Genomic DNA, 23,623 nt, shown 5'->3' on the forward strand with positions numbered 1-23,623 from the left:
GAAGCGCGGAGATCGACGATCCGGATGGGAAGCAGTTGTGCCTCATGACGGCGAGCGCGCTTCCCGACGCCATGTTCGTGAAAACAGGCTCGCTATTGTTCAGCGGGCGGAACGTTGACTACAACAAGTTCGGCGAGATGGCAGCAAACGGCTCTGGAAAAGTGAGTTCTCGCTCAATTTTTGTCCTAGTCGTTCACGGGTATCGAATCAAATAGCATTCCGTATCCCCGGTTGAGCTTGGTAGCACTACATCAACGGGATACGCGAATGTCTGCGCTATGGGGTCATACGGCTCGTATATCATTGCTTTATCAACGACCGATAATCGCATCTTGAACACATCGACCATCCCGCGAAATTGGATGCTCAAGGCAGTTAGCGACGCGTCGCGTATAGACTTATGCCACGGAATTGAACCTACTATATATGCTGTGAACGTATACACAGAAAATGGCTGGATATACGCAAAAACGAAATCGCAATACGCCAAGTGCGTCATTTTCGGATCTATTTAGGCATTCCGTATCCCCGGCATATTTTTCCGCTCAAAGCCACACGATAACCGTAACGCCGCCGAAGAACTGCATCGTTGAAGTCGAGGCTTGGCACGAAGCCCAATGGGGCTACGGCGGCAACACTGCCACGGTCGAAATAAATGCAGTGAGCGGACTGACGACGCTGGCGAACGTAAAGGGCGAAGTCTACGGAGGCAACACCATGGGGCGAACAATGCATGCGAAGCGCGTGTTCTCCGGCGCGCAGGCGGGAAGAAGCTACACGTTCACCGCTCCGATAGCCAACTCCGGAACTAGCGGACTTTACCAGATGATTGTTAAATGCATCCCTATCTAGGCATTCCGTATCCCAGAGCATATCTCACTACCATGAAAGCGTTGTTTCCGAAGGCACGAACAACGGAAAGGATATATGGAGCAATGCCGAGCTTGCCAACAAGCTAGGAGTCCCAGCCTCTCGCATCAACAAGCAAACGTGCATGGTCTCAGCCATGAACGGAGACCTCCATGCGACCAGCTCCTTAGCATTCGCCTGGATAAACAATAGCGGGGGCCTCAGCGTGCAGGCAGGGACGGCAGGTGCGTACAGGTTCGACATCCACGTCATTTTCGTAGGGTTGTAGCGTCGCCGGTCACAGGATGCGCCATATCTCCGTGATCGTGTGGTTATCGCCGGCGACCAGGACGAACGGATTGCCCAGTCCGGTGCTTCTCGATATCCACATGCCGCATTTCGAGCACGATACGCTGTTGCCGCCTACGGTGATTCTCCCGTAGAACGACACTTCGTCCCAGTACGAGCCGAATCCGTCCTGTTCGGTCACGCCGAACGTAGTCTCTCCGGATTTAAGCACGATCGGATGGACTATGTCGGGGCCGTACTCGAACCTCAATCCGATCACCTTAGCGCCAGCCAGGCCAGGGACGGTGACGGCTTCTCCTCTGCCTAGAGAGCCTGTCCAGAGTTTCTGGGATACGGAATCCCGGAAGCCCTCCAGATCGGTTATCCGCTTGAGCAGAGCAGCTTCGAGCTTGGCGGCGCTGACGCTTCCGTTGCCCAGCTTGGCGTTGGTGATCGCCGCGTTGGCGAGATCGGCCGTCGATATGGTCCCGTCCGCGATCTTAGCCGACGTGACGGCTCCGTCCGCGATCTTAGCCGACGTGACGGCCAGGTTCGCCAATTCTGCCGTCGTGATGGTCCCGTCGAGTATCTTCGCCGCCGTGATCGCGCTGTCGGCTATCATGCCGGTCTTGACGGCCAGCGCGGCTATGGCCAGCGCGATCTGCACGTTGGCAGACCCGTCGAAGTTGACCGATCCGGTCGCATCGCCACTAAGCGAGATGCTGCGAGCCGTATGGAGCTTCACCGCGCTCGTCGCGGCGCCTCCGGACGTCGAGCTGCCGGCGTAGCTGTGCGCATGCGACGCGGCGGCCTTGCCGTTGAGCTGGCCCTGAACGTTGGACGTGACCCCGTCCATGTAGTTGAGCTCCTGAGCGGTCGCGGTCACCCCCGCCGCTTGGATGATGCCCGCCGAGGTCGTGGCCCCCGTGCCTCCGAACTTGACGGGCAACACGCCTCCGGTCACGTCGGCCGCGCTGTGCCTGTGGACCTTCGCAGCGAACGCCGCCTTGACCTTAGCCCACAGATACGACAGGCCGGACAGGTTGAGGACGCTCTCTCCGACAGGGGAGCCGTCGGCCGCGACCTGGTCGATCTGATCGGTTGCGATGGCGGTGACATCGACCTGCGAGACACCCATCATCTCCCACGATCCGCCTATGAGCATCCACTCTATGTACTTGTTCCCCGGGCCTTGCTCAGCCGGGACGAAGTACGTCCTGTTTGGCTCTCCGGATATCGTGGGCATGAGCGTCGATGCGTCGTATTCGCCAGGCGCGCATATGTACGGGGCCACCTTCGCCATGGCGGCGTTGTTGAGCGCCTGGTCGGCGTTGTTCTTCGCCTGCTCGGTCGCTCGCGCGGATTCGGCCTTGGCGCGCGCCGCCTCGGCCGACTGGCGAGCGGTCTCCTTGGTCGCGCGAGCGTTCTCGGCGGACGCCCTGCCCGCCTCGGACGTCGCGCGCTTGCCCTCCTCCGCCACCCGTGATGATTCTGCCTTGGCGCGGGCGGCCTCGCTGCCGGCCCGCACGGACTCCGCCGCATTCCGCGCGCCCTCCTGCTCGACGCGAGCCGCCTCGGCGGACTGGCGAGCGTTCTCGGAGGATGCCCGTCCCGCCTCGGACGTCGCGCGCTTGCCCTCCTCGGATGCCCGGGAGGTTTCGGCTGATCTGCGGGCAGCCTCCTTCGACGCCCGATCAGCTTCGGCGGATGCGCGCTTGCCCTCCTCCGCCACCCGGGAGGTTTCGGCGGACTGGCGAGAGGCCTCGCCCGACGCCCTGCCCGCCTCGGCCGTCGCGCGCTTGCCCTCCTCGGACGCCCTGGAGGTTTCGGCCTTGGCGCGGGCGGCCTCCGCTTCGGCGCGAGACGATTCGCTCCCGACGCGCGCTCTCTCCTGCTCGGCTCGCTCCGCTTCGGCCGATTTGACGGATTCGTTGGTTTCCGACGCGCTCTTAGCCGCATCGTTCGCGGCTGCCGTGGCGGTCTGCGCCTCGGCGGTGATCCGGTCGAACTTCGGGATGTAGTCGGCGGCGGCTTCTGCCGACAGGTCGATGTCGTGCACGACGCTCGCCGTGAACGATTCGGTCGTGTCGAGGAAGAAGTCCCCCTGCCGCACCTCGTAGTAGCCGACCATGGCCCCCGGCTCCGACGCGAAGCCGGGCGGCAGCGTATGCGACACGACGCCGCCCTTCGCGTTTACGATCGCGATGCCGGATTCGACGTCGTCGAAGACAACGCGGCCCTGGCTCGTCTTGCTTCGCAGGTAGACCTCCTTGCCCGTGAGGTCGTAGGGCGCCCCGTCCTTGGTTATGCAGACGGTGAGCGGGACGTTGCCCTTCTCTCCTCGCCTGAGCAGATCCAGCTCGACCGGTCTGCTGAACTTGCCTGCGCGCTTTCGCACGTCGAGGGTAATCGCCTGTTCCATCAGCATCCTCCTTCCATTTGTCCATAATCGCTAATTAACGTCGATCTTGCATATGGCGACGCACTTCCCGTCCGACATCACGAGTACGAGGACGCGGTCGCTGACCGACGCGGGGCACCCTTTCGCGCAACGCGTCGATACGTTCGCTCCGTCGAGGAGCACCCTGCACGATCCGTCGGCGTTGACCGATTTGACGGTGCCGAGCGAATGGTACTCGCGCCTGGCTTTCGCACCGTCGAGCCTCAATGCGCGCGCAGCCATCTTCACCGTGGCCTGAGCCATCAGACGACCCCTTTCTGGTATACGATCTGGCTTTCGACCTCGACCCTCAAATCGTGCCGGACGAAGCGCCTCGCCTCTAGATCGGTCTTACCGGCAGCGTCGCCCGACGTTCTGATTCCGGTAACAGATCCGCTCCATCGACGGTCAGAGTATTCGACCCGCACCGCGTCGTTGAGCTTCACGGGGACGTAGGCGCACGAGAGCTTAACGTACTCGACCTCGGCCGACTTCCCGGCGAGGTTCTTCTTTGCCATGGCTTCGAGGTTCGCGAGCCGTTTCTGCACGGTGTCTCCAGCGAGCTCCGACACAGCCTCGGTGAGCGAGTTCTCGCGCCATCCCCTGTTCGGCAGCGACGCCTTGGAGTTCTGGTCGACGTTGCGGACGGTTACGGCAAGGCTCTCCTCGTCGGTCTGGTAGATCGCCGTGTAGACGTTGGGGATCGAACGCCAATCGCTTTCGGTCGATACTTTCGGATACATGATCGATCGGTCGCCGTTGTCGAAAACCCACGAGACGGGCCGTTCCGTAGGCTCGACGTACTTGACGATCTGCACCGTGCCAAGCGCATCGGTCGTGGCCGAAGCGAATCCCGCAGCGTCGAGCAGCCAGTTGACCATGTCGAGGTGGCTGTCGGTCGCTTCGAACGTATGGTCGGACGAGAGCAAATAGGAAGACTTGTCGGGGTTGTTCGTCCGAAGGCCGAACGATTCGACGGCGGCGACGGCGTAAGCGACGGCGTTCGTGCCAGCCGGGACCGTGAGGGGCCTTTTGAGCGACGCGTCGGAGAGGACCTTCAGGAGCGAGTAACAGTCGACCGTTCCGCTTTCCCGCGTCGTACCACCTTCGAGCGACGAGAACGCAGGGTTCGACGCTTCCGCGAGAAACGTCGCTACCGGCTCCTTGACGCGTTTCGAATCAGCGTCCGTGAAGCAGTAGTAAAGCCTGATCGGGTCGATCTCGTCAGGGGGATCGCAGCCGTTGAAAGAGATTGACCCCCTGGCTTTGATCGTCGTGAATATCGATTGCTCGCAGCTTTCGACTTTCATTCTCTCGTAGTCTTCAAGCTCTTCTAGCTCTGCCCAAGAGACGCGGCGTATCATCCATTCGACGTCCGATCTCAAACCGTACCAATCGGCCATTACAGATCGCCTCCGTCTATTCTCGTGATGCTCACGCTGATGTCCGCACCGTTTTCCCCGTATTCGTAATCCGGCGTGATCTTTGCCGACGCGCGGCAGTGGAAGACGTCTCCTTTGAGCGACTTGTAAACCTTGTCGCCGGCGGCAAGCGACATATCACCGAACAGGTCGGCTTCCTCCTGCGTATCGACCCACCCGCTGAAACTGCGCTCGTCCGACTTGTTGCGCGTCTGGAAAAGCACCGGCCATTCTCGGCCGTCGAAGTACACCAGCTCGTCGTTCGGTCTGCCTTGGTCTATATCGCCCGCCGGTTCCCACATGGCTCGGGCGATACCGTCCGAGAAGTAGACGAACCACCAAGGCGTGTCGATGCGGCCCTCGAAGGAGGACGTGTGGAAGGAGCCTGATTCCGCGAAGGTCACGACCTCGTAAGAGTAATCGACGTTGAGCGGAGCGTACTTGTCCGTGATAGTGACGCCGCCGCTCGTATCGTCCGCTATGCAGATGCGGCTGTCCTTGTAAACGCGGAATAGCTGAATTCTCGTCGCGGTAGCGAGGCTTTCGTCTTCCGCTATCTTCGCCGTAATATCGACGTGCCCGGTATCGGGGTCAGGCTCGATCGACAGGTAGGCGCGCTCCGGCTCGATGAAGTCTATCTCGATGGTGCGAACGGCCGTTGCCTGGAGTTGCGACGACGATCGTACCGTGGCTTTCAATGTGTAGGACTCGCCGTTCGTCGGGAGGAAATCGGCGGCCCCGATCGTCGCTGCGGTAGCGTTTCCCATATCCTTGGACCAGACAGTAGAGCCGCTGTGCTGCAGTTCGAGCTTCGCGTTCGCGAGCGCCCCGGACGGGTCGGAGTACGAAAGAGCGACCGCTATCGGCATCTCGCCCACCACGGCTCCGGAAGCCGGGGCGGAGAAGTAGACCGTCGGGACCTGCTTGACGTGGAAAACGCGGTTGCCCGCCCATGGGCCGTAGTCCGCATGCGCGCCCTTCGTTCTAACGCTCCATGTAACGGTCGAGTTGACGGCGAAGGCGTTGGCAACGGACTTCGACTGCGCGCCTCCGGTGACGTCAACCGTTGTCCAGGTCGTTCCACCGTTCGTAGAGTACCGAAGCTGCGCCGCCGTCTGCGCCGAGCCGTCTATGGGGCTGTGCTTCCAAGTGAAAGAAATGTTCTCGGTCGCTTTCGACACGACGGCCGACGATGCCGGAGCCGTGAGCGCGGGCGCTTTAGGCGCGCATATCGTCACGACCTGGTCGGACTTCTTCGACCAGGCGGAAGCCATCGCGCCTCGCGTGTTCCTCGCGCGCAGGTAGAACGTGCCCCCGCCGAGCTCGATGTCGAACGTCGTCACCTTGTCGGCGAACTTCGACGTCTCGCCCCATGCCGCGCCGTCGGTCGATACTTGGACGTCAAGCCCCGTCGCCGTTTTCGAAGCGTTGTGGAGATTGACCGTCACGATCGTAGCGGTCTTTCTCGCAATGCTGCCGAACGACGGAGCGGACGGCGTGTTGTACAGCACGCCGGTACTGACGCTTCCGGACGTGCCGCCGGGGCCGTACGTCGATACGCGGTACTGGTACGAATGATCGGGGCTTGTCGTCGTATCTGCGTAGCTGTGCGTGCTGTACGAGTCGATGCTGGCTATCCTCGACCATTCCCCGCCGTCCACCCTGCGGTCGATGCAGAAGCCGCCCCATGGGTAGAGGCCGTCCATTCCCGTTCCGTCTTGCGACCAGCTCAACGTGTTCTTGTTGTCGCTTACGCGAGAAGCTGCGACGTTCGTAGGATTGTGCGGCTTGTTGTAGTTGATAGGAGGAACCCAGACGGTTGCGCTGCATGAGGAAGTTCCGTTCATGTAACCGCTGGCGTTGGTCGTCGTGCAGTAGATCGTCACGTAGTAGCCCGTTGAGCCGCGAGGGACCGTCCAGGTGCCCGACGCCCTCTGCGTTTCCTCCCAGCCGCCGTAGCTTGACCACGCTCCGCCGCTGCCGCTCCCGGTCCCTCCCGCATGGCTGCACGTGATGGACGTGGAGACGCCGCTCGAAATGTCGAATCCCCAGTTGTAAGCGGCGAATCCGCCCGTTGCCGAGATGGTGAGCGTCGTCTCCGTCCTCGACGCCTCCCAGGCGTTAAGATACGCCCTCCAGTTGTTCGTCACATTGCCGTAAGCCGTCATTCAATCGCTCACCTCCCGTACATCGTCTGGGCCTCGTCCATGAGGCCGAGCACTTGCGCTGCGACCTCTCCGGCATCCGCTCCCTTGGCTTCGATGTTCACGTTCATCTCGATTTTCGTGCTGTTCGAATTGACCACGTTGGACATGTTGGAGACATGCCCGGATGCCGTTCCGGCAACGGAACCCGGTCTGGGGATCGCGTTCGGCACCGCCCATATCGGATCGACGATCGCGGGAGACTTGCCGACGCCGGCGATCACGGCAGATCTGGCTGCATCGACGGCGGACCCGACCATGTCGGAGGCCGCTTCGACGGCCATGCCGGCCTTGCTCGCCGTTCCGACCGCCAATCCTTCGGTAAAGAACTCGCCGAGTTCTTCGGTTTCCCCCGATGGGGAGTTGATGTCTGCTTCGCGCTTGGCCGCATTGATGGCATCCCTTGCGACGTTCGCCGCCGCGTTGACCGCGAGCGATCGGCCTCCGTAGATGCCCTGGGCCAATCCGGCTGACATGTTGTAGCCAGCCCACCAGGCGTCGCCGTTCGCACTGCTGAAATGGTCGGCGACATGCTTGCTCGTTACGTCGGCTGCCCCTGCGGCCGACCCTCTGCCTCCGTCGATGCCGGAACGGAACGAATCAGCCGCCATGTTATGGCCAGCCCACCAAGCATCGGCTGACGCGCTGCTCATGTGATCTGCCGCGAGCTTGCTTACGGCATCTGCCGACGATGCGACTGGTCCCTGCGCCGCGTCGATACCGGCAACGAGGGCGTTCCCTGCCTCGGCTGTGTTGTCCGCGACCTTCCCTGGCATTTGCCCAGTCTCGTAGTCCACGCCCTCGACGAGACCCGCCGTCGCGCTCTGCACGGGAGGCGTTCCGTTCGAAACGGCTGCTGCCGCTCCGATCATCGCGCTGTCGGTTGCCTGAACGAACATCTTGGTTAGCGGATCGTAGGTGTAGAACATGCCGTCGCGCATGGTCATGACCGCCATATCGACGCTCGGAGCACCTGCCGCGATTCCTCCGGTGATCTGCGCCAGCGCGTCGTTCGTCACCTGAGAGAATTGGCCGGAAACCGGATCGTAGGATTGCAGCATGCCGTCCTTGAAAAGCAACATGGCGCTTGCCGCGTTGGGCGTTTCGGCGGTGACGGCCTGGGTCGCGCCGGTTACGGCTTCCCGCATCTTCTGCGGCACCGCTATGCCCATCTGGTCGCACATGGCGATGATGTCTGCGGTGCTGGAACCGTAAGCGCCGGCAAGGGCCATAAGCTGCTCGGTCGACATGCTCGCCAGGTCGGACGTAGAGTAGCCGAGTTCGGACAGCTTCTGCGAGAACGCGTCGACATCGACGCCTGAATCCGCAAGGGCCGCGCTCCATTCCTCGTTGCCGGCGATGGCGCTTCTGATGGCTTCTGTCGTTCGAGTGAGCGCGTCCTGCGATTCGACCAGCTTCGCGTTGAGGTACTTCTGGGCTTCTTCGTTCTCTCTGAGCGAATCGTTCAGCCCGTCGCGAACGGCCCTGCTGTCCTCTAGCTTGTTTACGAGGGATTGCTGCTCGCTTGCCTCTTCACGCGTGAGGTCGGTCCTGCGCTCGTTGAGCTTGTTCAAACGAGCTTCGTCTTCTGCGATCTCCTTGTTCAGATCGTGGCGCTGGCGGTCGAGGTCGTACCATTGCTTCTTCATGTCGACCATCTGCTCTTGGGCGGCCTGGGCGTTGGCGTTCGCGATCCACGCCTCGGTATTGCCCTTGATCTCGCCGGTCGATGCGCTCAGGATGCCGTTCTGGGCGTCGATGACGCTGTAGGACGTTCCGCACACCTCGTTCACGCCTGCGACGGCCGTTTGCAGCTTCGCCTGCTCCTCCTTGGTGAGGGCGACCTTGTTGCCGTTCTCGTCGTACTTTCCGGTAAGCTGCTCGATAACGCCCATGTACTCTTCGATGAGCGCCTTGTCGGTGTTGACGTCCTGCCATGATTCCTTCATGCCCTTCGCGAGGTCGGCCTGGCTCTGCATCGCTTCGAGCGCGGAGGACGAGAGGTCGGCGGTCTTCTCCGACGCCGCTTCGATGCTCGGAACGGCCCCGGACAGGTCGGCGTTCATCATGGCGACGGCGTCGCGCATGCCGTCGGTCGCGCCGCTCACGGCGTCGGAGCGTTCCTTCCATTCGGCGAGGTCTTCCAGTATCTCGCCGATGATAAGCCCGGCCAGAACCGCAGCCAGGCCGCCTACCGCCGCCTTCGCGGCTTTAACGCCGATAGATGCGGCCTTGGCTTTCACGCCCATTGCCCTTACGTCGCCGCCGAAGTCTTTCGCGTGCTTCGACGCCGTCTTGATTCCAGAGCCAACCGCGCTCACAATGGTTATCATTTTCGATAGGACCAGGAGCGCAGGCCCCGTTCCGGCGACCACGGCGGCGGTCGCGATGACGTTGCCCCGCTCTTCGTCGCTCAGCTCGCTGAATTCCTCGGCGGCGACGCCGACGGTCTTTGCAACGTCCCTCACGACCGGCGCGAGCGCCTGGCCTATCTGTATCCCGGCCGTCTCGATCGCGCCGTTCATTTCCTCGATAGCGCGCTCCGACTCGCCCATCTGCGATTCGGCGAGGCGTTGCGCAGCCGTCTGGTCGTTCGTGGCTGCGGTGTACTTCTCGATTCCCTCGCGGCCCTTGTTCGTCATGACGAGGGCGGCGCGGCTCGCGTCGGACCCGAAGATCGTCTGCATCGCCGCGTCCTTCTCGGCGCTCGAAAGCCCGCCGAGCTTGTCGGTCAGCTCCTGGGCCACGCCCGCAGCGTCGAGCATGCTGCCGTTGCTGTCGCGAACGTTGATTCCGAGCGCGTCGATCGTCTCCGCCGCCTTGTCGGTCGGAGCCGCAAGGCGCTGGAGCATGGTCTTGAGCGACGTGCCGGCATCGCTTCCCACTATGCCGGCGTCGGCGAACGCTCCCAGGACGGCGGTGGTGTCCTGGATGCTCCAACCCGCAGAGTGCGCCTGCGCGGAAACTTGCGAAAGGCCCTGCGTCAGGTCGGAAACGTCTGCCGAAGACGCGGCGGCGGCACCGGCGAGAGCGTTCGCCGCCTGGCCGGTCTGGTCGGCGGAAAGCTCGAACGCGCCCATGGCCTGAACGACGGTGTTCGCGCTGTCGGCAAGTTGAAGGTTGCCGGCTGCCGCTAAGTCCATGGTCGTGGCGAGAGCGCCGCCCTTGATGTCGGCAGCCGTGAGGCCGCCCTTCGCGAGTTCTTCCATCGCATCGCCCGCCTGGGACGCGCCGAAGATGGTGTCAGCGCCCATCTGCAGGGCGAGGTCGGAAAGCTCCTCCATGTCGGCCGACGGGTCGTCGAGCGCGCCCTCGACGCGGCTCATGCTGCTCTCGAAGTCGGATGCCATTTTGAACGACGCGGCACCGGCAGCGACTATGGCCGGGGTAGCCGTCGCGGTCATGGCCATGCCGACGTTCTGCATTCCGCTGGCGACCTTCTCGGCGGCGTTCTTCAGCGCCTCGGACTTCTCGGCTGCGGTCTTGTAGCTGTTTCCCAGATCGTCGGCGGCCTTGTCGGCGAGCTGCAGCTTCTCTTCGTTCCGGCCTAGCTCGTTTGACAGCTTCCTGATCTTCGCTTCGAGGTCTTTTGCAGCAGCGGAGCCTTTGCCCTGCTCGACTACGGCGTTCGCGTAATCCTGCTTGAGCTGCTTCAATTCCGCTTGCTGCTCTTTGATGGCCTGGTTCGTTTGGCCGTAGGCCGTCTTCGACTGGAGCAGCTTCTGGCGCGCCTGGTCGGTCTGGTTCGAGAACGATTGAAGCGTGGCCCTCGCGCTCGTCAGCTGGTTGTTCAGCTTCTGAACCTCGGTGCTGTTCTCCCCGTAGCGGATGCGCGCAGCTTCGAGCTTGTTCTCAAGGCCGTTGACGACGGCCTGCTGCTCGCGCTGCTTGCTCGTCAGGAGATCGACGCGCTGCGCGAGGAGCTGCGTGGACGTTCCGCTCTTCGCCATCTCCTGCGAATTAAGCCGAAGCTGCGCGTTAAGCCCGGTGATCGATGTTTTCGCTTGCTTGATTCCCTGCTCGAACTGGTCGGTGACCGCTCGGAAAATCACCTTTGCTTCGTTCTTCTTCGCCATTGGTTTTTTCACCCCCTGTTTTTCTCGGCAAGATGCTCGCGCTCTCCCGCAAGCCATGCGTCGTAAGCGCCTTTACCGTCCGCGACGGCCCGAACGAACGAGAAGTCCGCGTGAAAGAAAAGGTCCTCGGAGATTCCGAGGACCATCACGTAGTAGGTGTAGTAGTCGTCCGGCTCAAGAAGCTCAAACGACGGAACCTTGATTTTTTGCTTCGTTCTTCGGGCGCGCTTTCCGAAGGCGTCGCGGAAGGCCGTGCTTTTTTTGGCGCGCACATCTCCTGGTACGCCGTGCGCATCGCGGCGCGGTCGGGCGGGAGGTTCATGAGGAATTCCTCGAAGGAGCCGTACCGGTCTTCTTCGCCGTCCTGGCAGCAAGCGCACAGGTAGGCCGCATAGAGCAGCTTCGCCGTGTCCAGCTCGCCGTTGTCGGACTTGCCCGTTGTGATGTCGTTGTAGTCGCCCCAGATTTCCTTGTTTCGCGTCCACAGCTGGTAGAGGGCGAACATCTGCAACGTCATGCGCGCTTCTCCGTCCATCATCTCGTAGACGACGGTGGTGCTGGGGTAGTCTGCTTTAGCCATGTCATTGCCTCCGAAAAAAGCGGGGGGACGGATAACCGCTCCCCCGCTTCTGATCGCTACTGCTTCTCCACGAACTCGCCTGCGGCAAGGATCTCGTCGAATCGTTCCTGCGTGACCTCGAACACGTCGCCGGGCTTGCGGAGATCGCCCGTGCGCTTGTCGTTGAACTTGCGCAGCGCAACGACCGCGAACTTGGCGTCCTGCCCGGGTTCGGTTTCAGGCTTGGCCGTTTCCTCTGCTTTCGGCTCAACCGCTTCCGCAGCTTCAGGCTTGGCCGATTCCTCGGCGGGCTTCTTCGCCGCGCTCTTCGGAGCGGCGGGCTTCCTCGTCGAGGCCGTCTTCTTGACCGTGGTTCTCGCTTCCGTCATTTCAGCACCCCCTTACGCGCTCGGCGTCGCGACGAGCGCGGACGCGAAGGAAGCCATCCATCCGTCCTTGATGGTCTTCGCAAGGCCGTCGGACAGCGCCTCGTACATTCCGACGCCCGTTTCATCGGGCGAGAACGCGATTTCGAGCTCCGTTTCCGCGACCTCCTCCGCGCCGTTCTCGACGGAGCGCGCGGGACCGGTGGACACGACGCAGCGCGGCCACGCCTTGAACTTCTCGACGTCGTCCTCGTCGAGCACGTCCGCCGTCACGAGGGCTTCGGGATGCCGCGAGTCGCGACCGTACGCGTTCACGCCGTCGGCGAGCTTGCCCCCGTCCATGCCGTGCAGCTTGACGTAGAGCGCGTGGGGCATGTGGGCCGTCAGCTTGAGAGTTCCCGTGCCGGTTCCCCACGTGCGGTTCTTGAAGGGTACGCCGCGGGCTTTCTTGATCATTTTTCGGACTTCGCTCTCCTCTTCGAGCTTTCCGATGAGCTTCACCGGCCAGACCTCCTTGCCTTCGCCGGTTCCGAAGATGAAGTTCATGTACTTTACGTCGTATTCCGAGAATACGGTCTCCGTGATGACTGCCATGTTCAAGCAGCTCCTTTCATTGGTTGAATCCGTCGACCAGCCCGGTTATGCAGCGGTCGATGATGTCCGATTGCCTATCCTCGGCGCCGCGCAGCATGAACTGCTGGTCGCCGACGTGGTTGCGCGTGTTCGTGCCGTCGTCGGGGAAGTAGAGGTATCCGATCCTGCCGCGCGCAGCGACGGTCACTTGCAAGCTCGCGTCGTCCTGCGAAAGGCGTCCTCCCGCGCTCGGCTTCCCCGCTATCGACGCGGCCTTGCCCGACCATCTGCGCCCCGACGGGTTGATCAATCCGGGGATGGCCCGTTTTATCAGGTTCGCGCCCTCGCCGTGGAGGACGCCGTCGATGACATGGCCGGAGCCATGCCCTAACTCAGCCATGCGCGCTTCGAGCGTTTCCAGGCTCGAATAATCGACCTCATACATTCGGGGGCCGCTTTCTCGGCCTGACGAATTCGAGAACGAGCATTTCCACCGTGTCGCTCGTGTTCGGCTTGACCGCGTAATCGTAGCGGCCGTCCCGCTCCGACATCCTGACGCCCTTTATCGACGTAAGGGCTTCGATGATCTTTTCTGGAAGGCCCTCCGGAACGTACTCTTCGCGCACTATTGCGACTTCGAACATGTCCGTGTAGCCGGACTTGGTCGAATTGGGGCGCATGACGCGCCGCGAGAACACGATGTAGTCCCACGGTTTCTTTCGGTCGAGTTTTTCAGCCGTCCCGTAGAACACGTTCGGGTCTATTTCGAGCAGCTTTTCTTGTATGTCGTCAAGGATCATGCTCCCGCCTCCAATTCTCCCGCACTCGACAGGTACAGGTACATCTCGCGTTTAGCCTTGTCGACGTGGGAGAGGTCGAACAGGCTGCTTCCGATAACCGCCTTGCACGCAGAGTCGACGTCTGCGAACGCAGGGGTTCGCACCTTCATTGAGAGCGCGAACCCCTGCTGCTCGGCGAACGTGAAGTCCTGCTCGCGGCACGATTTCAGCGCGTAGGCGAGGGTGACGACGTGATCCATGTGGTCGAGCGAGCGCGGGTTGCGCTTCGCTCCGAAGTCGGTCTTCCTGTCCTTCTCCCGGTAGATCGCCACCATGCCGTCAGGGTAGGTCGGGAGCGGCCTTCTGCTCTTCAACATACTGCTTCACCATCCATTTCCTGCGGCATCGCGCGATCATGTTCGAGTAATGCTCCTCGAACTCGTCCGCAGCGTTGCTCCATTCGTAGTAGCAGTGCGCTAGGAACAGGATGTTCTCCGTTCCGGCATCGGCGAACGAGAACGGTCGGTCGCCGATGCCGAGCAGGTCGCGAAGGTCCTGCTCGGCGCTCGGCATGATCACGTTCCTTATCCTCGCGTCCGTCCTCGCATCGTCCCACGTGACGCAGAGCTTCCCCTTCACCTGCTCGAAAAGAGGGCCTTCGTTCATAGGACGCGCCTCCTTAGACGGTCGGTGCTGTGGCCGTGGTGACGGTGTTTGCGACCTTGACGGACGGGATCAGCTCTTCGAGGCCGCTGATGTCGAGCAGGATCGCGGCGGTGTCGTCGTCGGCGATGCCGTCTCCGTGCTGCATGATCTTATAGGTGCGGCAGTCCTTGAGGAACTGGAAGGAATCGTCGTACTCGATCGTCCCGTTTCGGGTGCCGCCGACCGTGAACGTGTAGCACTTCGGCAGGAACATGAGCGCCTCGCCGGAAGCCATCTCGACGGAGGGAACGCACTTCGTCGGGAAGGGGAACACGTCATTGACGTATCCGGCGGCGCCGAGAAGCATCGTCGCCGGGGCGACCTTCGTGAGGTAGTCGGAGGTGTTCACCACCAGAACGACCTCGTTCACGTTGCGGTTCTTTCCCTTCTCGGTCTTGGAAAGCTTGGAGACAAGCTCGAGGTAGGGCTTCTTCTCGAAGGACTTCACGGCGATCGCCGTCTTCTTCGGATAGCCGTCGGTGGTGCTGACGCTCACGCCCGCATGGATGTCGCGGTCGATGCCGACAGGCTGGTTCTTGGCCGAACCGACGCCGTGCAGGATGCCCGCTTCGAGTCCGCAGGAAAGCGCCTCGTACAGGCATGCGCGCACATAGCGGTCCATAAACGTGTGGCCCATGTCCAGGATGTCGAGCGGGATGACGGCGAACGCGGTCAGGCGGTTCTGGTCGATGCTCATCACTTCGAGGTCGGACGTGATCTCTTTCGTGATCTCGTCGGTGATCTTTCCCCAGACGGCTTTCGCGGCCGTGTGCTTGTTTCGCAGCCACTTGGTCGAGTAGCCTACGTAGGTGAAGTTGATCACCTGCAGGAGCTGGTGGTTGTCCTCAAGCTCTCGGAACACGTCCTCGATGATGGTGACGGGCATGAGGTCTTCGTCGTGCTTGCCGTCCAGAAGGTCGATGAACGCCTGCTTCGGATTGTTGGAGCGGGACACGTTCTCAAGGTTCTCGTAGAACTTGTTCTCGGCGGCGGTCAGCTGGCGGTAGCCGCGCTGCGAGAGCACTGCCGCGTCGGCTCCTCGCTGCGCGATCTCGAAGTCTGCGCGGATGCTCTGGGCGATCGCGCTCATGGAAGCGTTCCATGCGTCTGCGAGCTGCGCGTTGTCTCCCGACTGCATCGCGTCCGCGAACATCTGCGCCGGGTTGGTTTCGGTGTTAATCGTCATTGGCATGGTTGTTTCCTCCTAGGAAGTCGTTTAATTGCATCAAAAAAGCGGCCATTCCAGCCGCTTCCTCTTTAGGTTCCTCCGATTCGATCCCTTCCCCGTCGGGGCTGGGGTCTTGCTCGTCCTCGACGTCGATTGCGGGAGGCTCGTCATCCTGCCGTCCTTCCGCATCGTCGGAAGGGAGAGGCGGCTCAACCGGTTCTGCGGCGGTCGAGCCGTTCGCGGCCATTACCAAGCCGAACAGCGCGGTACGGGCATTCTGGCTCGGGTTCTCGGCGTCGAACGTCTCTATCGACGTCGCGAAGCCCATGTCGAGCGCGTCTTGCGGGGAAATCCACGATTCGCCGTCCATGAGGGCGGTCAGCTCTTCCTCCGTGATGTTCACGTTCGCCAGGTAGGCGTTCTTCGAAGCCTGCGTGATGTTGTCGAGGTCTTCGGCATGCTTGCGAAGCTCGGTGGCGTTTCCTGCCGCGCGGACCCAGGCGTTGTGGATCATCAGAAGCGACGCGTCGTGCATGATGCGCTCGTCGCCGGCCGAGAAGATCACGGAGGCGATGGAGCACGCGAATCCGTCGCAACGCGTCACCACCTTCGCGCTGTGCCGTTTGAGGGCGTTGTAGATCGCCAGGCCCTCGGCCACCTCGCCGCCGTAGCTGTTAATGTTGACGTTGATGGTCTCGACGTCGGCAAGCTCGGCGAGCCTTTGCGACAGGTTATAGGCCGACACGTCCGATTCGAGCCACGGCCATGACGTGATGTCGCCGTAGATGTCGATGCTGGCGGTCGCTCCTTCCTGCGCGAGGGAGTAGTACCTATTCGTTGGCATTGTCGTTTTCACCTCCTTCGGCGTTCGCGGCTGCTAGTTGGTTGAGCGCGTCTTGGATCAGCGAGTAGTTCTTGGTGATCCAGTGCGCTTGCGAGAATTCGGTGTTCAATTTGTCGGCCCCCATGGCGTCGAGCGTGTCGTCGATCGAGAACAGGCCGCTCGAAACGAGCTTTTCAGCCTTTTCGGCAACCTGGAAGATGTCGACGTGGTTGATCTTCGTGGTGTCGACGTGCACGCGCGTCCTCCCTCCGTCCCAGGAATGGAAGCCGTAGAACTTGCGCGTGATCTCCTTGCCTATCATGTCGGCGATGGGGTCTATCGCGAAGGTGATGAACTGGTTCATGACGTCGTTCGTGTTCGTCATGTTGCCGTACATCATCGATTGCGGGATTTGGAACGCGTTGGCCGTGATCTCGAATATATCCCTGCGAAGGTCGATGACGTCCTTGACCGAACCGCTTCCGTTCGGCTCGACCCTTTTGAGAATCTGGTTTTTCGAGAGCGGCATGACGCCGTAAGGGCTTCGGATGAAGCCTCTCAGAAGATCGTTCACTTCATTCGCGTCCTGCTTGACGTCTTCTCTCTGCCCCCCAGGCCTTCCTTCCCGTTCGAGCGTGAACCGCTCGCCGTTCGCGTTCTTGCACGAGGCCATAGTCATGCCCAGGAGCTGGCCCATGTCCGCGTACATGTCAGCGACGACGGCGCGAGGCTCCTTGTCCTCGAGCCGGAAGTAGCAGACGTCGGACGCCTTGAGCTTTACGCCCAGCTGCCTGCCTTCCACCGACACTCCGGCGAAAAGGTTCTCTTCGAGAGGTCTCGGCTCAGGGCTGAACGAATCGGCGATGTAGAACCTGTTCCTCGACTTCGACGGCTGCACCATGATCGAGTGCCCGTCGTAGATCATCCTATCCACCATGGCGTTGACAAAGTGCGACCCCGACTGGTTAGGGTTCGGGCTCACGTTGAGCGCGTAGTACAGCTCCTTTTTGACCGGGATGCCTTTCTCGTACGTTTTGAACTCGCATTTCGACAGGGCTTTCGTGATGTAGGACGAAGCTATATAGAGGGCCATCTTCCTTGCTGCCAGGCTCGCGGCAGCCGCCTCCTCCGATGCCGACATCGTCGCTTCGTACGTCCTTCGGCCGAAGAACGATTGGATGTTTTCAAGTATCTGCATGTTTCACCTCCTAGAAGACGATAGGTTCAGATAATTCGTAGTCCGAGCATTCGGGTATCTTGTCGGCGATGCGGAAGGCAGCCGCCAACGCGAAGAAGCCGTCCGTTTTCCGACCCTTCGGCTCGATCTTCTCGAACTTGAAGTTGCCGTTCATCCACGGAACGATCTTGGTGTTGTTCGTGAACCATCGCATGGCCGGGTCGTTGCCCCAGGCGAGGTTTCCGGTTATGAACGCGGAATTGATGATCGGCTGAACGCGCGCATGATCCGATGGGCGAACCTTGAACACGGTGCCGTCTTTCGCGTCGTACCCGAGATCGCGCAATTCGGTATGCACGATGTCGTAGCGGAAATCGTCCATCGCAACGCATACGATGTCGTATGCTCGCTGCGCCTCGTATATCCAATCCATAACGAGAGACGTATGAATCTCAACATCGTCAACCAGCGTCATGATTCCGAGGTCGGACCATTCCTCAAGCGGGGCCTTGATGCGCGCCTTGTCGCGAGAGTTCAAGCAGAACCAGGAATGATGTATCGCGTAGTACCGGTCGCCGTCCTTGAACAGCAGGACGGAAGAGAACATGTCGTTTTTCTGGGCGACGTCCAAGCCTAGGACGCACGGCTTTCCGGACAGGTCTGGAAGCTCCCTGCTCGCTCTCATAAGATTCTCGCGGGACGTGATCTCATGCTCGATGTCGCCCTGGGGAATTCCCATGCGGCGCGTCATGAGCGACGCATTGCCACCGGCCGGGTTCTTCTTCCACTTGCGGTATTCCTTGCGAATCTTGTTCATGAACCGCGCGGGCAGGTAGCGCAGCGATGGGTTGGCCTTCTCCCAATTCTTCTCGTCGTGAACTTCCTCCGCGCTGTCGAGGGTGCAGACGAACGGCAGGATGCCGTTGTCCTCTTCCTCGCCGTTAAGAATCTCGTCGCAGGTTTCAAGCACCGTGTCGAAGACGCCCTCTCGAATGTCTCCGTTAGACGAGATTATGGCCATGCGGCTGTGGTCGACTTTTCCAAGGCCGGTCGTAAGCACCTCGATAAGCTTCCACTTGACGAACTCGTGCACCTCGTCGAAAACCACAAGCCCAGGACGTCCGCCGTCCTTGCTGCTCGCCCCGCTCGTCAGGTACTTCAGCACGGAGCCGGTTGACTTCGACGTTATCTCCGTCTTGTTCCAATCGAACGCGCTCTTGAACCGCTCGCGGTCGTCGTTGAGGATCGTCCTTATGTCCTCGAACGAGGTCTTGGCCTGCTCTTCGGAGTTGGCGCAGATGTTGATATTGTAGTTCGGTATTCCGTTCGAGGCCGTCATGAGGCAGAACGCCATAAAGGAAATAAGGCCGTTCTTTCCGGCACCGCGCCCGACGATGCAGTAAAGCTCGTCCCATCGCGGCTCGCCGTCCTTATTGAAAACGCAGAGGAACAGTACGAGTACGAACCATTCCCAGGGGAACAGCTCCTTGAACGGAAAGAACTGCAGAAGCTTCGAGTAGGCTGCGATGCGGTCGGTGTCGATGATCAGCTCTTCTTCTGCGAACACCTTACGAACATAGACGCACAGCTTCCTCTGCCGTTCGCACGATCTGACCTTGCCCGTTTCGACCAATCTTAGATAGGTCGTTATCTCCGGGCATTGGATTCGCTTGCGCTTGCGCGCTTTGAGCTTAGAGGAGAGCGGCGGTTTCGTCGCCATTTCCATCACCGTCCCCGTGCGACCCAACGTCGACACGGTTCCCTGGGTCAAGTTTCAGCATCTTCGAAAACTCGCGGTAAGACCGATCTTCGGCTAGGCGCTTCTTCTGGGCGGCTTCCGCTCCCTTCTTGTCATCGAGAGTTTTAGCCGCCTGCTCCTCGGCAAGGTACTCGCACGACTTCTGATAAGAAACGGACATGAGGACGAGGGATTCGACGTCGATGCTTCCGTACACGTTCCGACCGGCCATCGCGTTCAGCGTCTCCATGTACTCGGCGTTCTTTTGGAAGTGCTTGAGTGCTATCCCGCTCAACCAGGCCGGAGGTGAAACGCCGCCGTTCGCTGCGTAAACCTCGCGCGCCAATCCGTCCGCTTTCTCGTCTTTGGTCATGTGCGATTTGCCCTTGACGATTTTCAGGGCAGTAGGGTCTCTGGGTCTCGCCATGGGGCGGTCACCTCCTCTGGTTTTTTGGGTTTAAGGAAAAATTTTTCCGGAGGATGAAGCCCCCCGCGTTGCTTTACCCCCCGGCAGAACACCCCATAGGGGGCCGGGGGGTATGTTCGGCTTACCTTGCTGATCTGATTCGTTCCGAGCTGTCCAGGCGACGCATCGCTACCACCATTCCTCGGTAACGGGCTTCTTCTTGCTCGGACTGCCCATGAGCCTTCGACCGTGCACGATGTTGTGGCAATCGTTGCACAGCGGATGAAGCACCTCTCGCCTCGTGCCGTCAGGCTCCGTGAGGTAGCGCGTGAGCGCCATGTCTGGATGCTTCTTCACCTCGAACTCGTGATGGACAGTGTCCGCTTTCGCGTATCGTTCGTTGACGGGAAGGTCTCCTCTACCCTTGTGCATCTCGCACTCGTTGTGGTGATCCTCCAGCACGGCAGCTCGCAGCTCCAGCCAGTCGGACGTTTTGTAAAACCGATAGAGCTTGCCGTCGTCGATCAGAGAAACGATCCACTCGCGCAGCGGCACGTCGGACGGAACGCGCACTTAGATCATCCGATCCATCGGGCTTCCGTGGTTCGCGAAGCACTCGCCCAGCCCGTCGTACGCGTCGACCGCGACTATCGAGCCGATTCGCGGGCGGGATCGCGGAACCGGGACGCCGCATGCCCGCAGCATGGCGCGGCTCATGGCGGTGTCGTGTCTCAGCGCGGCGCGGATCATGTAGTCGGCGGATACCATGGCTGCCTCCCTGTCTCGGCAATAAAAAAGCCGCCCTTAAAGGACGGCTGTTCGGTTGTTTCTCGCTTATATCAGATTACCAGGATCAGACGGCAATGGGCGGCAGCGTTTCTATCGGCGCGGCGTTGGGGAACTCGTCGCGCCGGAACGTCTCCGGGATCAAGCGGTACAGATCGCGCGCGCCGGCGTCGCCGATAGCGCGCGCCTGGCGCTCGCTGTAGCCGATCACGCGACCCACGTAGGCCCACGTTCGCCCCTCGACCACGTGCATCCACATGGCCCACCTGCCTATGTGGTGAGGATCGCACATGTCCTGGGCGGCGGCTATCTCCGCATAGCATGCCGACACGCGGTCCGACCACTCCGCCTCCAGCTCCATGATGCGCGCAACGCCCTCGCCCAGCCTGTCACCGCATCCGCCGGATCGGAAGCCTTCGAACGACGCGCCCATGGACACGAGCCGCGCCCGCACGTCCCTTATCCTCGACTCGATCTCCCGTATCTCGTCGTCCATCGTCTTTATGTACCGCAAGTAAGACGTGACGCATGCCCGCATGACGAATATGTCGTGGTCCAAATCTGCCTCCGGAATCCGATCGAACAAGTGTGCTTGCTATTTTATCGCATAAATTATCACTGTCGACGAACATGCGAAAAACGTCGCCTCCCCTTGACGAAATTCGATAGGCGGGTATCATCATCCCCCTCTCCCGGAAAACGGACGAGCTCATCGATGCAAAGCAGTCAGAAGGAGGCGGCCTTGACGCTCATTCGCAAAACGAAAAAGGAGAAAGTTCGCTATCTCGAGTGGTTCGATATCCTCTCGCTCACCGTTATCCTATTCGGCTGGGCGATCCTCTCGTCCACTATGTCGCTCTTGGGCCTTTCGCAAGGGACGGCGACGGTCGAAGGCAACATCTCGTTCTCCGTCGCGGACAACTACAACGCCATCGCCGTCCAATCGGGGTTGCTGGCGATCGCCCTGCTGTACTTGCGAGCCAGGAACTTCGATTTCAAGGCATGGCGCATCAAGCTCGATCTCAGAGCGGTCCTCTGCGCTGCGTTCGTGTTTCTAATCGGCTCGCTCGCCTTCGATGCCTACATGGTCGTTGCGGGGTCGATCCGCGAGGCGATCCAGCTCCCGAACCCGATCGGATCTTTTTTCTGGAGCGAACCCGTTTCCAGGGTCTTGCACGCCGCGCTCAACGGAGCGTACGAAGAGCTGTACTTCCTAGGCATCTGCCTCGCGGTGAGGCCCAGGCACCTGAAGTGGGCCGTGCCGTTCTCGTTGCTCGTGCGCGCAAGCTTCCATACCTACCAAGGGTTAATGCCTGCATTGGGAATCGGCCTCGTGTTCGGAGGAGCCGTCTACCTGATCTACAGGCGGTCGAAAGACAAGAACCTAGCGCCGTTTTTCATCGCGCATTCGGCGGCAGACGTGTTCGGACTGGGAATCCTGTCGCATTTCATCGGGTAGAGCGCCGCCTCCCTTGACGTGCTCCACGCGCCACCTCGGCGAGCGCCGGGGATCGGCCGCGTACGCCTGGACCGTGCGCGGCTTGAGGCCCGCGGCCGCCGCGCACTCGCTCGCGGTCCCCTCGGCTATCAAGGCCCCGCGGTCGAACACCCTGTAACGCTGCCTCTCGCGAACCATGGCGCGGCTCCTCCCCTGCGTCGGTCGTTTTGCAGATGATACGGCACGGACGTCGGCGAGTCCAGCGCGCCCGCGCGAAGCAAGCTCGTGCCAATTGCATTAAAGAATCAGATCCGCAACGGTTTCCCGCCCGTCTCGCTCCGCCCATCGCCCCTGCCGTTACAATGCCGGACAAGGCAGATCGACTCGAGAGGAGAGCCAATGGAAGACGTCAAGGAAAAGCTGGGAGAAGCGGCCGACAAGGCGAAGGAAGCCGTGAGCGAGGCGGCCCACGACGCGAAGAACGCCGTGAAGGACGCCGCCCACGACGTGAAGAACGCCGCCAAGGACGTCGCCGCCGACGCGAAGAACGCCGTGAAGGACATCGAGGCGGAGGCGAAGCGCAAGTAGCCGACCGCGCTCTCGCTTAAAGGAAGAGGGCCCGCAGCCGATCCAAGGCTGCGGGCCCTCTTCCTTCGTCAGCTGTACTGCCTTGTAACCCTCATCTTCACGTCTTCGACGGGAACTTTGCTCTCCCTTAGCAGGATGCGCAGGTCGTCCAGGTCGGGCAACGTCCCCTCGCCGGCGATCTCGACGACCACCGCGCCGCCCGACGCGTCGACGGAGACCGGCTCGTAGGACGATTCCCGCAGCCACTCCCTCACGGACTGCGCGGCGCCGCGCTCGAAGGAGTACTGCTCGATGACCTCGTTGCTCGCAGCGGCGAGGGGCACGGCGAGCAGGACGGTCCCGACGACCGCGGTGGCGTACCACAAAAGCCTCGCCTTCGCGCTGCTTCCGTCCTGCGCGCGCCCGGCAAAGCCCATCAGGAAGAACACGGCATTGCACGAAAGCTGGATGGCGAAGAAGTTCACGGTGAATAGGAGCAGGGCCCCTGACGCGACCGCTTGGGCCCCCTGGGCGAGAGCCGCGCCCGCCACGCAGAGGGGAGGCACGATCGACACCGAGATGGCGACGCCCGGGATGGCGTCGAACACGTCGTCGCGGCCGACGGCCAAGGCTCCGACGGCCCCGGACGCGACGGCCACGACGAGGTCGACGAGGCGCGGGGAGACCCGCGACGACACTTCGCCGTTGCCGACCAGCGGGACGCCGGCCGGTATGGCGAGCGACGTAACACCGGCGACGGCGACGACCGCAGCCGCTCCCGAGAGGGCGACCAGAAGGCCCCTCGCCGCCTGGCGCCGCTTGCCCGTCGCGATGGCGAACGACGTGCCGATCATGGGCGACATGAGCGGGGCTATGAGCATCGCCCCTATCACTATGGCAGACGACTCGGCGGCGATCCCGCAGGTGGCGATCACTGCCGACAGCACGAGGCAGAGAAGGAACGCGGAGTACTGCTTGACGGGATTATCGACGCGCACCAACGTGATGCGCTCGATCTCGGGGATCCTCTCGGCGTTGGTTTTCCCTCCCGCGAATATCCTGGACACGACGCTCATCGAATGGCCTTTCGCTCGGCGGTGGATTCCTGCAAGAGAATGCTACCACACCGGCCACGGCGGCAGGCTCTCTGCGCTCATTCCGCGCCTCCGATCGGATGGCTGCAAAACGTCCTGCTGGTTGAGTGCGCCGTGTTCTTTAGAGAAGGGCGACGGGCAGCCGG

At 61.3% G+C, this 23,623-nt stretch carries 24 protein-coding genes; 3 read left to right on the forward strand and 21 right to left on the reverse strand.

The window, feature by feature from the left end; translation table 11 throughout:
- Positions 1-450: 450 nt before the first annotated feature.
- Entirely contained in the window at positions 451-852 is a 402-nt protein-coding gene (locus tag ACTQZK_RS06290) for a hypothetical protein (RefSeq protein WP_441898903.1), read from the forward strand.
- 295 nt (positions 853-1,147) lie between these two features.
- Here ACTQZK_RS06290 and ACTQZK_RS06295 read toward each other — a convergent pair whose 3' ends face one another.
- The 20 genes from ACTQZK_RS06295 to ACTQZK_RS06390 all read right to left on the reverse strand — a co-directional run bounded on the left by ACTQZK_RS06295 (position 1,148) and on the right by ACTQZK_RS06390 (position 20,937).
- On the reverse strand, positions 1,148-3,559 hold the full coding sequence (locus ACTQZK_RS06295) for a BppU family phage baseplate upper protein (protein WP_441898904.1): 2,412 nt from the start codon (positions 3,557-3,559) through the stop codon (positions 1,148-1,150).
- 30 nt (positions 3,560-3,589) lie between these two features.
- On the reverse strand, positions 3,590-3,841 hold the full coding sequence (locus ACTQZK_RS06300) for a hypothetical protein (RefSeq protein ID WP_441898905.1): 252 nt from the start codon (positions 3,839-3,841) through the stop codon (positions 3,590-3,592).
- The gene (locus ACTQZK_RS06305; RefSeq protein ID WP_441898907.1) at positions 3,841-4,980 is read right to left on the reverse strand and encodes a hypothetical protein; all 1,140 of its coding nucleotides are present in this window, start codon (positions 4,978-4,980) and stop codon (positions 3,841-3,843) included. Before ACTQZK_RS06305 ends, ACTQZK_RS06300 begins: the two co-directional genes overlap by 1 nt.
- Positions 4,980-7,166: a hypothetical protein gene (locus tag ACTQZK_RS06310; RefSeq protein WP_441898909.1), complete on the reverse strand. Its 2,187-nt coding sequence runs from the start codon at positions 7,164-7,166 to the stop codon at positions 4,980-4,982. The genes ACTQZK_RS06305 and ACTQZK_RS06310 overlap by 1 nt, the downstream gene beginning before the upstream one ends.
- An 8-nt stretch (positions 7,167-7,174) precedes the next feature.
- Positions 7,175-11,278: a phage tail tape measure protein gene (locus ACTQZK_RS06315; RefSeq protein ID WP_441898911.1), complete on the reverse strand. Its 4,104-nt coding sequence runs from the start codon at positions 11,276-11,278 to the stop codon at positions 7,175-7,177.
- A 145-nt stretch (positions 11,279-11,423) separates the two neighbouring features.
- Entirely contained in the window at positions 11,424-11,858 is a 435-nt protein-coding gene (locus ACTQZK_RS06320) for a hypothetical protein (protein WP_441898912.1), read from the reverse strand.
- A gap of 56 nt (positions 11,859-11,914) precedes the next feature.
- Entirely contained in the window at positions 11,915-12,226 is a 312-nt protein-coding gene (locus ACTQZK_RS06325; RefSeq protein ID WP_441898914.1) for a hypothetical protein, read from the reverse strand.
- A 12-nt stretch (positions 12,227-12,238) separates the two neighbouring features.
- Positions 12,239-12,817 (reverse strand): hypothetical protein, encoded by a 579-nt coding sequence (locus tag ACTQZK_RS06330; RefSeq protein WP_441898915.1) that lies wholly within the window; start codon positions 12,815-12,817, stop codon positions 12,239-12,241.
- A gap of 16 nt (positions 12,818-12,833) precedes the next feature.
- Positions 12,834-13,241, reverse strand: a complete 408-nt coding sequence (locus ACTQZK_RS06335; RefSeq protein ID WP_441898917.1) for a hypothetical protein — start codon at positions 13,239-13,241, stop codon at positions 12,834-12,836.
- The gene (locus ACTQZK_RS06340) at positions 13,234-13,596 is read right to left on the reverse strand and encodes a hypothetical protein (RefSeq protein ID WP_441898919.1); all 363 of its coding nucleotides are present in this window, start codon (positions 13,594-13,596) and stop codon (positions 13,234-13,236) included. The genes ACTQZK_RS06335 and ACTQZK_RS06340 overlap by 8 nt, the downstream gene beginning before the upstream one ends.
- The gene (locus ACTQZK_RS06345) at positions 13,593-13,952 is read right to left on the reverse strand and encodes a hypothetical protein (protein WP_441898920.1); all 360 of its coding nucleotides are present in this window, start codon (positions 13,950-13,952) and stop codon (positions 13,593-13,595) included. Before ACTQZK_RS06345 ends, ACTQZK_RS06340 begins: the two co-directional genes overlap by 4 nt.
- Entirely contained in the window at positions 13,915-14,241 is a 327-nt protein-coding gene (locus ACTQZK_RS06350; RefSeq protein ID WP_441898922.1) for a hypothetical protein, read from the reverse strand. The genes ACTQZK_RS06345 and ACTQZK_RS06350 overlap by 38 nt, the downstream gene beginning before the upstream one ends.
- A 13-nt stretch (positions 14,242-14,254) precedes the next feature.
- On the reverse strand, positions 14,255-15,472 hold the full coding sequence (locus tag ACTQZK_RS06355) for a phage major capsid protein (protein WP_441898923.1): 1,218 nt from the start codon (positions 15,470-15,472) through the stop codon (positions 14,255-14,257).
- Complete coding sequence (locus ACTQZK_RS06360) at positions 15,456-16,292, reverse strand: head maturation protease, ClpP-related (RefSeq protein ID WP_441898925.1); 837 nt, start codon at positions 16,290-16,292, stop codon at positions 15,456-15,458. Before ACTQZK_RS06360 ends, ACTQZK_RS06355 begins: the two co-directional genes overlap by 17 nt.
- Positions 16,279-17,469, reverse strand: a complete 1,191-nt coding sequence (locus ACTQZK_RS06365) for a phage portal protein (RefSeq protein WP_441898927.1) — start codon at positions 17,467-17,469, stop codon at positions 16,279-16,281. The genes ACTQZK_RS06360 and ACTQZK_RS06365 overlap by 14 nt, the downstream gene beginning before the upstream one ends.
- Positions 17,470-17,479: 10 nt before the next feature.
- Positions 17,480-19,168: a terminase large subunit domain-containing protein gene (locus tag ACTQZK_RS06370; protein WP_441898929.1), complete on the reverse strand. Its 1,689-nt coding sequence runs from the start codon at positions 19,166-19,168 to the stop codon at positions 17,480-17,482.
- Entirely contained in the window at positions 19,140-19,613 is a 474-nt protein-coding gene (locus tag ACTQZK_RS06375) for a hypothetical protein (RefSeq protein ID WP_441898931.1), read from the reverse strand. The genes ACTQZK_RS06370 and ACTQZK_RS06375 overlap by 29 nt, the downstream gene beginning before the upstream one ends.
- 168 nt (positions 19,614-19,781) lie before the next feature.
- Entirely contained in the window at positions 19,782-20,165 is a 384-nt protein-coding gene (locus ACTQZK_RS06380) for a hypothetical protein (protein ID WP_441898933.1), read from the reverse strand.
- Positions 20,166-20,360, reverse strand: coding sequence for a hypothetical protein (locus ACTQZK_RS06385; protein ID WP_441898935.1), 195 nt, complete (start codon positions 20,358-20,360; stop codon positions 20,166-20,168).
- Between the two features lie 85 nt (positions 20,361-20,445).
- The gene (locus ACTQZK_RS06390; RefSeq protein ID WP_441898936.1) at positions 20,446-20,937 is read right to left on the reverse strand and encodes a hypothetical protein; all 492 of its coding nucleotides are present in this window, start codon (positions 20,935-20,937) and stop codon (positions 20,446-20,448) included.
- A 183-nt stretch (positions 20,938-21,120) separates the two neighbouring features.
- On the opposite strand from ACTQZK_RS06390, the gene ACTQZK_RS06395 reads away from it, so the two are divergent.
- The gene (locus ACTQZK_RS06395) at positions 21,121-21,837 is read left to right on the forward strand and encodes a CPBP family glutamic-type intramembrane protease (protein ID WP_441898938.1); all 717 of its coding nucleotides are present in this window, start codon (positions 21,121-21,123) and stop codon (positions 21,835-21,837) included.
- 378 nt (positions 21,838-22,215) lie between these two features.
- Positions 22,216-22,404, forward strand: a complete 189-nt coding sequence (locus ACTQZK_RS06400) for a hypothetical protein (RefSeq protein ID WP_114565914.1) — start codon at positions 22,216-22,218, stop codon at positions 22,402-22,404.
- A 68-nt stretch (positions 22,405-22,472) separates the two neighbouring features.
- Here the strand turns inward: ACTQZK_RS06400 and ACTQZK_RS06405 are convergent, their stop codons facing one another.
- The gene (locus ACTQZK_RS06405; protein WP_216528654.1) at positions 22,473-23,459 is read right to left on the reverse strand and encodes a DUF389 domain-containing protein; all 987 of its coding nucleotides are present in this window, start codon (positions 23,457-23,459) and stop codon (positions 22,473-22,475) included.
- Positions 23,460-23,623 lie beyond the last annotated feature (164 nt).

The sequence above is a fragment of the Paraeggerthella sp. LCP19S3_G8 genome (assembly GCF_052119225.1).
Classification (GTDB): domain Bacteria; phylum Actinomycetota; class Coriobacteriia; order Coriobacteriales; family Eggerthellaceae; genus Paraeggerthella; species Paraeggerthella hominis.